Genomic DNA, 8,140 nt, shown 5'->3' with positions numbered 1-8,140 from the left:
GAAGGTGAAGACGGAACCATGACAGAACCGATGCCGGTGCGGCCGGACCCCAGAACGCGTTCTCCGCGCAGCCTCATCTCCCTGTACGACTTGAGCACGGACGAACTGCTCGGCCTGGTCCGCCGTTCGTGTGCCTGGTACGAGGACCGGCGGCCCCAGGAGCGGCCCTTGCGTGACCGCGTCGTGGGCACACTGTTCACCCACACTTCGACCCGCACCCGCACCGCGTTCACCAGTGGCGCCGCACGTCTCGGCGCGACGGTCATCGCCTTCGGCCCGAACGACCTCCAATTGGCCACGGGCGAGCTCCTGTCGGACACCGGCCGCATTCTGGGCGGCATGCTGGACGCCCTCGTGGTGCGGAGTGCTGTAGGCGAGGACGACCTGAGGGAGTTCGCCTGGTCGGCGTCCATCCCGGTCGTCAACGCGATGGCACGCGAGGAACACCCCACCCAGGGCATCAGCGACATCTCCATGCTCGCCCGCCACTTCGGGTCGCTGCAGGGACTCCATCTCGCCTACGTCGGGGAGGGCAACAACACGGCCGCGGCCCTGGCGTACGGCCTGGCGCTGATACCCGGAGCCTCCATGACCCTGGCCACGCCCACCGGCTACGGGCTGGATCCCACGGCCCTCGCGCGTGCCCGGAAGACGGCGGAGCAGGCAGGCGGGAACGTCGTCGAGGTGCACGACGTCGATGACATCCGCGACGGCGTGGACGTCGTCTACACCACCCAGTGGCAGACCACCGGCACCACCAAGAGCGACCCGGACTGGCGCACGGCCTTCCAGCCTTTCGCCGTCGACGAGCGCCTCATGGCCAGGTGGCCCGAGGCCGTGTTCATGCACGATCTGCCGGCCCGCCGCGGTGAGGAGGTCACTGACGCCGTACTCGACGGGCCGCGGTCGATCGCGTGGGCGCAGGCGCAGATGAAGCTGGCGAGCGCGATGGCCGTACTCGACTGGTGCCTGGCCTGATGCGGTTCCCTTTCGTCCTGGCCGAGGAGGCCTCATGACTTTGTCCACCAACGGTGTGCTCGAGAACGTCGAGACCCTGGCGCACCGCCTGGCTTCGGAGCGGCGTTTCGGAGCCAGGGAACTGTCGGCAGACCACTTCGCCGCGGTGGCCGCGACCGGCTTCCACCAGCTGCTGGTTCCCGAGTCGATGGGCGGGCTGTGGGCATCCACCGCGCGGTCGACCCGGGCGGTCGCGCATGCCATCAGCCTGATCGCCGCCGGTGCCAGCTCGCTCGCGCTGATCCTTTCCATGGAGCCGGTCGCGATGTTCGTCACTGGCTGGCTCGCCGACTTCCACGCGGACGAGGCCGACCCGACGTGCTTGTGTCAGCGTCAGGAGTTCGTCGGCCTGCTCGCGTCCGGCGCCGGCGCGTGGGGGGTCCTGCTCTCGGAGCGGACGGTGCGATTCGCAACAGCGCTAAGCAGAGCCCGGACGGCGACTGGTCGATCTCGAGGGAGAAGTCCTCGGGAAGCGGTTGGGACCATGTCGCCTTCATGCTGACCAACGCCGTCCCGGAAGGCGAGGACCGGCCGGACCTGTTCGTCCTCGATCTGCGTGACCGGCAGAACCTGCCGGGCGTCTCCGTCAGCCGCACCTGGGACGGCCACGGCATGACGGCGTCGGGAAGCCACGCCGTCGTGCTGAACGGTGCCCCCGTGCGGCGAGTGGCCTGGCCCGGACGCCAGGACCTGCTCAACCGCATGTCGTCCGGCCCGACCATCGGCTGCCGTCTTGCACCGTTCGTCGGCATCGTACGGGCCGCCGTGGCCGCCGCCGCCGAACGCCTGCGAACCCGGGGCGGAACGCGGTCCAGCCTGGAGTCGGTGGAATGGGCGCAGGCAGCGGGCTGGCTGGTCGACCAGGCCTTCGAGGGCGTCCTCCGTGCCACGGAGACCGGTGAGTCCGCCGAGGACTTCGGACAAATGGCACGCCTGGCCAAGCTGGCCGTGAGCGAGCAGGCCGAGAACACCCTGGAGCACATCGGCCGGGCCTTGGGCGGAATGACGTTGGCTGGTGGCACTCGGACGTGCGGGCCATGGCGTTCATCCGGCCGACGCTGGCCACCACGGTGGACGAACTCAACGAGCGGCCCAGTTCGGGAGCACGATGATGCGCATACATGTATATGAGAGCGTGGACAGCCTCGACGCGCAGGCCTGGGACGCGCTGGCCTCCCACAAGTCCTTCTACATGGCGACAGGGTGGTTGCGCTTCCAGGAGAAGATGAACCCGGAACAACGCTGCCGGTTCATCACCCTCTGGAAAGACGACCGGCTTGTCGCGGGTGTCCCGACCTTCCTGACCCCCCGGCCGGCCAACAAGCACTACAACGTGGCCGAGATGTTTCCCGGTGCCGTCCCCGACGGCAGCCAGGTGCTGCTCGTCGGCGGCACCAGGGGCTACCAGGGCCGCATCCTCCTGGACGACACACTGGACGCGCAGCAGCGCAGGCTCGCGATGGGGCTGCTCGTCGAACAGGTGCAGACCATGGCCGAGCAGGATGCCGGCGGCGTGTCATGGTGGCTCTACTTCGCCGATGCGGACATGGAGTTGCTGCGCCCGTGGGCGTCGACCCTTCCCCGGGTGCTGCGCGGCGACTGCGCCATCGACCTGCCCGGCGACTCGTTCGACGACTACCTCGAAGCCACCGGACGACGACGGCAGATCCTGCGCGACCGCCGGCGGTTCGACCGCACCGGATACACGGTCCGGCGCCGCCCTCTGAGCGAACTGCTCTCCATCACCGGGGACCTGCTCAGCAAGACGCAGAACCGGTACGGCTTCGAGGTCACACCGCAGTCGATGGCCAACCTGCTGAAGGTCCAGAGCGAGGCCACCGGAAATACCGGCTTCGTGTACGCCTGCGCCGACGGGGAGGAGACGGTCGGTTTCTGCCTGGCCTACGAAGCCGGCGACACGATCTACGGCAGGGCCGTCGGGTTCGACTACGAGCGACTCCGCGACGGCGCCGAATACTTCACGCTCGGCTACTACGCCCCGATCGAACACGCCTACCGCTCCGGGCTGCGTCGCCTCCATCTGGGCACCTCGGCCTACGAGGCGAAGGTACTGCGCGGTGCCCACATCACCCCTTTGTGGGCGCTCGCCCTGGGTGCCCGGCCCTGGGAGCCGGAGCAGGCCGTCGAGCACAATGCCGTGAAGCTGGCCGAGACCCGTGTCTCACTTCCCGCCGGGGCCCGCTACGAGGCCCGTGTCGCCTCCGACCTCTGGCAAACCCTCGCGTGACTCGTTCGGTGCGCGCGGACGGCTCGACATTCCAATCTGAGCTCGCTGAAGCCGACGCCTGACCTCACCGTCCAGTGATGGGCCAAACGTGATCGCCAGAGACGAAAGAAGGAACATGATGAATACGCATAGCCGCTTCGGCGCCCTGCTCGCTGCCCTGGCGATGTTCGCGGGTGCCGCGGCGGCCGGACCTGCCCACGCGGCCTCAGCCGCAAAGGGCCGCCCGGGCACGCCCGGGGCGCTGACCGGACAGGTGTCCTGTACCGGCCTGGACGGGTTCACCTGCGCCACCCTCACCGTTCCGCTCGACCACAGTGGGGCCACCGCGGGCACCCTGAACCTGAAGGTCGCGGTGTCGGATAACGCTGACGCGCCCAAGGGCGATCTGGTCTTCCTCACCGGTGGGCCCGGGCAGCCGGGCGTACCACTGGTGAACCATGTCGTGGCGAAGCTCGCACCGCTCTTCAAGCAGTACCGGCTGGTGATGATCGACCAGCGGGGCACCGGCGGAGGTGCGCTTCAGTGCGCCGAACTGCAGGAGCAGATGGGCGCCTCGGACCTGGCGGCGCCCACTTCGCAGGCAGTCGCCGACTGCGCGACTGCCCTCGGCCCGAACCGGCGCTTCTACAGCACGGCGGACACCGTGGCCGACCTCGATGAGCTGCGGCGGGCTCTGGGCCTGTACCGCCTCACCTTGGACGGCGTCTCCTACGGCACCTTCGTGGCCGAGCGGTACGCGCTGGCCCATCCGTCACACGTGGCCAGGTTGGTGCTGGACTCGGTGGTGCCACAGCAGGGTTACGACCCGCTCGACCTCGCTGCTCTGCCGGCCAGCGCTCGGGTGCTGACCGCGGGCTGCAAGGCCACAGGCTGCACAACCGATCCGGCTGCCGACCTGGCCGAGACCGTGCGCAGGTATCACAACGGCCCTGCCGTGCTGGACATGCTGACCACATATGAGTTTCTGGACCCCGACTACGGCGGGATCCCCGAGGCCCTGCACCAAGCCGCAGCCGGTGACCCCGAGCGGCTGCAGAGTTACATGGACAGCACCCATCAGCTCGACGCGGTCCCTGCCGACCAGCTCAGCCAAGGGCTGCACGCCAGCACCCTGTGCGCCGACGGCCACTTTCCATGGGGCACCGCCGACACACCGGTCCAGGGCCGGGCGGAGGCGCTGGAGCGCGCCCGTCAGCAGCTGACGGGCGATCAGACCTGGCCGTACGACCCGGCGACCGCCACCCAGCTGGGCAGCTTGCTCGCCTGCCTGTCCTGGCCTCAGGAAGAGGTTCCGCCCTCTCCACCGGAACACCGGAAACTTCCCCACGTGCCGGTCTTGTTGCTGGGTGGTGATCGAGACCTGTCTACTCCGGTGGAGTGGCTCTACCGAGAGGCGGCGATGGCGCCTCTCGGCCGGGTCGTGGTCGTCCCGGGGGCGGCCCATTCAGTGCAGACCCACGCCACCAGCGATCTGGGCCGCCAGGCGGTGTACGACTTCCTGCTGCACGGCATGTGAGCCCCGCTGTCAAAGCGCCATGCCCATCGCCTCGGCCCCCCCTGTAAGGCAAACTCCCGCGATGGGCATGGGAAGCGTACGCCGCCATCCGCTGCAGCATTGACGAGCGACTTCCTCCCCACCCTCACTGAGCGGTAGGCAAAAGCCCCCTCGGCGACGGGCTTCGCCACCGAAACCTCCAACTCAGACGGTCATCTTTCTGAGGCAGGGATCTACCTCTGCGCGAACCAGGCCCGTGCCCCTCGACGTCTTCTGTGAAGCAGGGCCCATTGAGCTACCTTGCTGACGAGCCAGTACTTAATTCGACTCGCTCACCACTGCGAACGCATCGATCTCCATGAGGAACTCCGGTCCCGCCAGTGCGGCGACCTGGACCACTGTCGATGCCGGTCGCTGATCGGATATGAACTCGGAGCGTGCGGCGCGGATGGCCGCCATGTGGGCCATGTCTGTGACGAAATAGGTAAGTTTAACGACGTCGTCGAAGGTTGCCCCGGTGGCGGCTAGGCAGCGCCTCAGGTTCTCGAACACCTGACGGGCCTGCGCCTCGGGGTCTCCCCCGCCGACTAGCTTCCCGGTCTCGTCCAGGGCAAGCTGGCCGGCCACAGCTACGAAACGGCCAGTGGCCACCACCACGTGGCTGAACTGTTTGGCGGGGACGACACCGTCGGGGGCGGAGATCCTGGTCAGCTCACTCATGCAGCCATGGTAGGTCAGGAAACCGACAACACCCTGACGGACCTGATGAGTTGGCCAGCGGTAGAAGTCCAGCCGGCCCTGCGGGGCGAGCTGCGGGGAAGCTCGAAGTTGAAATACGGCCTACGGCGAAGGCGACCGCTTTCCGCAATTGGATCTACGACATAGATGACAAGCTCCGCAATCAGAACGACCTCGTCTCCATCCGCACCGCGCAGGAGGAGCTGCACACTCTCGTCCGCGAGCTCGAACGGGAACTAGATCTTACCCGCCGAGAGCGGCAGGAGGTGGTCGTCAAGCTTGGCATCCCGATCGTCTCTGCGGAGACCATCGCCCATATCCCCACTGTCGAACCATGGCTCTCCCGGCTCTTCCGCCGCCGCACCCACCTGGTCTTCCTGCGCGACCTGGTCCGTGAGTCCACCCGGCTGACCCCGTTCGCCATGGCCTTCCAACAACTGGCGCCGTAAGCCGTATGGCTGCTCAGCCCGCCAGGATGGCAGACTCGACCGCCCTCCGCAGACCACCACCCACCGCCCCGGCTGGCCTCTCCCCCCGTCCAGCCGGGGGCCTCCCGCACCGACGGCCACGCGGGCATGTCAGAGAGGCCCGGGCTGTTCGACGGGACACCATCGTGCTCTGGCATCCGGACGAGGATGCTATGACGACGCTCGCCTGACGCCGCTGGAAGGAGGTGGCCGGCCTCGACGCCGACCCGGACAACTTCGCCTTCCGGCGCCTGCACAACCGCTGGCACACCGTCATGGAGTCCGGTCTCGACGACGAGTCGATCGGCGACGTCCTCACCAGGTTGGGCACCCGCGCCGGACTCGACATCCGGCCCACCGGCCACAGCCCGCGCCGCGGACTGGTGACCGAGTCCTCCCGCGCCGGCAACCCGGACGCCGTGGCGGAGAAGCAGGGCGGATGGGCCAAGGGCTCCAAGGTGATGCGCCGCTACCGCGAGGAAGACGACGGCTTCCGCGAGAACGCCCTGCACGGCGTGCTGTAACGCTCACTCAGACCGTGGTCACAATCCAGTGCACCGCGATCGTGACCACGCCCGCGCCAATAGCGGATGCGGCACCGAGCGCTGCACGCCAGGCCAGCGTCTTCGCCGGCGCCGGTATCGCCGTCCGCGCGGGGGCTGCCGGCGCGGCTCCGGCTCGACGAACCGCCGGGGGTACTGCGACGAGGGAGTGGTGGACATCGTGATCTCCTTCCCGCCGGGCCGTCCGGCTAAGGTCAACTCCACCGCGCCGCAGACCTGTTGCCCAAGAGAGCAAGACCAACTTGCGGCGTTCCGGGCATCTTGCAGGCGTGCAATCAGGGGGAAGGATCTGTGACTGAGCAGCAACCGGAGCGGGCCGTGGCGCCGCGGGCTGGCCCCCTCGACGACGGACTCGGGACCAAGGAGAAGGCCTTCGCCGAGCACCTCCGTTCTCTGCGCGACCAAACCGGGATGACCTCCGCCGACCTGGCCGCGGCACTCGCGGTGGACGCCACCCGGCTCTCGCGCTACCTGTCCGGGCAGAGCCTGCCGCCCCCGACCCTCCTCACGGATCTGCACCGGCTGCTGGCTGGACCAGGTGCGGAGTCCTCCGTCTGGGAAGCGGCGCGAGAAAGCCGAGCGCTGCTGTATGCCGCGGCCGAGTCCAAGGGGCCGCTGTCGGCTCGCGCGTGCGAGGTAGCCGCGCTCCAGGAGAAGCTGGGCGAGCAGCAGACGGAGACCGACCAGGCCCTGGCCGAGCTGCGGGACGAGCTGGAACGCGAGCGGGACCGCCGGCAGCAGGTCGAGCGGGAGATCGAGTGGCTCCGGCAGACCGACGCGGCCGACCGTGACGAGCGGGTGCGGCGCCTGGAGGCGGAGCGCGACAGTGCGCTGCGCAGGGTTGCCGAGCTGGAAGACCAGGTCACCCAGACCGGAGCCATCTTGCGGCTCCAGCAAGGAGACATCCGGCACGCGGCGCAGATGGCCGAGGCGACAGCCGACGAACTGGAGCGTTGGGAAGACGGCCACGGCACCCTTCCAGCTGCACCGAAGCAGCAGGAGGAGGGGACAACGCGACACTGGCCAAGCGGGCCCCCGAGGGCGAGTGGACCCGCGGTCACCCCCGAGGGCGACGTCCAGGCGCTCGCCGGGCTACGCGACACGGATCGGGATGACGAGGCCGACGGCCTCATCGACCTGATTGCCCTGCAGCGGCACCCCCGGCATGTCTTCTACCTCTGGCGCGAACTCGGCACGTGAAGACCACCGGCGTGGTGGTGGACGACATCAGCCTGGCCGAAGAGGTCCAGAGTGCCGTGGTCGACCCCACCTCGGAGGGGTCCGCCGGCAAGGGCGGTGGGTTCGTCAGCGACCTGACCGACCTGGTCGCAGAGTTCCGCACAACCTTCGCCCGCATCGAAGACCTCCTCGCTGACGTGGACGGCCTCGACCTCACAGCCCACGGATACGAGTCCGTACGCGCCATCAACGGTTTCCTGGACGTCAACCCTGAAGCCGCTGAGGTCTTCAGCAAGAACTACAGGCTCTGAGGCCACCACACCAGATTCCCCACACCGTTCCTGTGGACTGAGCATGAGGGCCCGCTCAGCCGCGCGCCCCGAACGGTCTTGGGCGCACTGGTCCCCGGCGTTCTCAACCCCGGGGCGGCGAC

10 protein-coding genes are annotated in these 8,140 nt (G+C 68.5%); 9 read left to right on the top strand and 1 reads right to left on the bottom strand.

Annotated elements, in window-relative coordinates; translation table 11 throughout:
- Nucleotides 1-18: 18 nt before the first annotated feature.
- The 5 genes from IG08_RS0149750 (at nt 19) to IG08_RS0149730 (ending at nt 4,781) form a co-directional block, all read left to right on the top strand.
- On the top strand, nt 19-978 hold the full coding sequence (locus IG08_RS0149750; protein WP_199821122.1) for an ornithine carbamoyltransferase: 960 nt from the start codon (nt 19-21) through the stop codon (nt 976-978).
- A 34-nt stretch (nt 979-1,012) separates the two neighbouring features.
- Nucleotides 1,013-1,519 (top strand): acyl-CoA dehydrogenase family protein, encoded by a 507-nt coding sequence (locus tag IG08_RS0149745; protein WP_030620399.1) that lies wholly within the window; start codon nt 1,013-1,015, stop codon nt 1,517-1,519.
- A complete protein-coding gene (locus tag IG08_RS0149740) occupies nt 1,513-2,148 on the top strand; it encodes an acyl-CoA/acyl-ACP dehydrogenase (RefSeq protein ID WP_030620397.1) in 636 nt (211 codons plus the stop codon). Before IG08_RS0149745 ends, IG08_RS0149740 begins: the two co-directional genes overlap by 7 nt.
- Entirely contained in the window at nt 2,129-3,265 is a 1,137-nt protein-coding gene (locus tag IG08_RS55270) for a GNAT family N-acetyltransferase (RefSeq protein WP_158812384.1), read from the top strand. The genes IG08_RS0149740 and IG08_RS55270 overlap by 20 nt, the downstream gene beginning before the upstream one ends.
- 115 nt (nt 3,266-3,380) lie before the next feature.
- The gene (locus IG08_RS0149730) at nt 3,381-4,781 is read left to right on the top strand and encodes an alpha/beta fold hydrolase (protein ID WP_063757856.1); all 1,401 of its coding nucleotides are present in this window, start codon (nt 3,381-3,383) and stop codon (nt 4,779-4,781) included.
- Between the two features lie 297 nt (nt 4,782-5,078).
- On the opposite strand, the gene IG08_RS0149725 is transcribed toward IG08_RS0149730, so the two are convergent.
- Nucleotides 5,079-5,480, bottom strand: coding sequence for a RidA family protein (locus IG08_RS0149725; protein ID WP_030620392.1), 402 nt, complete (start codon nt 5,478-5,480; stop codon nt 5,079-5,081).
- Nucleotides 5,481-5,530: 50 nt separating this feature from the next.
- Between IG08_RS0149725 and IG08_RS0149720 the strand changes: the two genes are divergently transcribed.
- The 4 genes from IG08_RS0149720 to IG08_RS0149705 all read left to right on the top strand — a co-directional run bounded on the left by IG08_RS0149720 (nt 5,531) and on the right by IG08_RS0149705 (nt 8,018).
- Nucleotides 5,531-5,947 (top strand): hypothetical protein, encoded by a 417-nt coding sequence (locus IG08_RS0149720; protein WP_030620391.1) that lies wholly within the window; start codon nt 5,531-5,533, stop codon nt 5,945-5,947.
- A 224-nt stretch (nt 5,948-6,171) separates the two neighbouring features.
- The gene (locus tag IG08_RS0149715; RefSeq protein ID WP_030620389.1) at nt 6,172-6,489 is read left to right on the top strand and encodes a site-specific integrase; all 318 of its coding nucleotides are present in this window, start codon (nt 6,172-6,174) and stop codon (nt 6,487-6,489) included.
- A 330-nt stretch (nt 6,490-6,819) separates the two neighbouring features.
- The gene (locus tag IG08_RS0149710; protein ID WP_030620387.1) at nt 6,820-7,728 is read left to right on the top strand and encodes a helix-turn-helix domain-containing protein; all 909 of its coding nucleotides are present in this window, start codon (nt 6,820-6,822) and stop codon (nt 7,726-7,728) included.
- Complete coding sequence (locus IG08_RS0149705; RefSeq protein ID WP_030620385.1) at nt 7,725-8,018, top strand: hypothetical protein; 294 nt, start codon at nt 7,725-7,727, stop codon at nt 8,016-8,018. The genes IG08_RS0149710 and IG08_RS0149705 overlap by 4 nt, the downstream gene beginning before the upstream one ends.
- The last annotated feature ends 122 nt before the right edge of the window (nt 8,019-8,140 follow it).

The organism is Streptomyces fulvoviolaceus, assembly GCF_000718165.1.
GTDB classification, from domain to species: Bacteria; Actinomycetota; Actinomycetes; order Streptomycetales; family Streptomycetaceae; genus Streptomyces; species Streptomyces fulvoviolaceus.
Note: the sequence above shows the minus strand (reverse complement) of the source record. Positions and strands in the feature narration are given on the sequence as shown.

What these genes read in the sequence shown, in the direction of transcription:
- IG08_RS0149750 (WP_199821122.1), top strand. Translation starts at nt 19, where the DNA reads ATGACAGAACCGATGCCGGTGCGGCCGGACCCCAGAACGCGTTCTCCG.
- IG08_RS0149745 (WP_030620399.1), top strand. Translation starts at nt 1,013, where the DNA reads ATGACTTTGTCCACCAACGGTGTGCTCGAGAACGTCGAGACCCTGGCG.
- IG08_RS0149740 (WP_030620397.1), top strand. Translation starts at nt 1,513, where the DNA reads ATGCTGACCAACGCCGTCCCGGAAGGCGAGGACCGGCCGGACCTGTTC.
- IG08_RS55270 (WP_158812384.1), top strand. Translation starts at nt 2,129, where the DNA reads ATGCGCATACATGTATATGAGAGCGTGGACAGCCTCGACGCGCAGGCC.
- IG08_RS0149730 (WP_063757856.1), top strand. Translation starts at nt 3,381, where the DNA reads ATGATGAATACGCATAGCCGCTTCGGCGCCCTGCTCGCTGCCCTGGCG.
- IG08_RS0149725 (WP_030620392.1), bottom strand. Translation starts at nt 5,480, where the DNA reads ATGAGTGAGCTGACCAGGATCTCCGCCCCCGACGGTGTCGTCCCCGCC.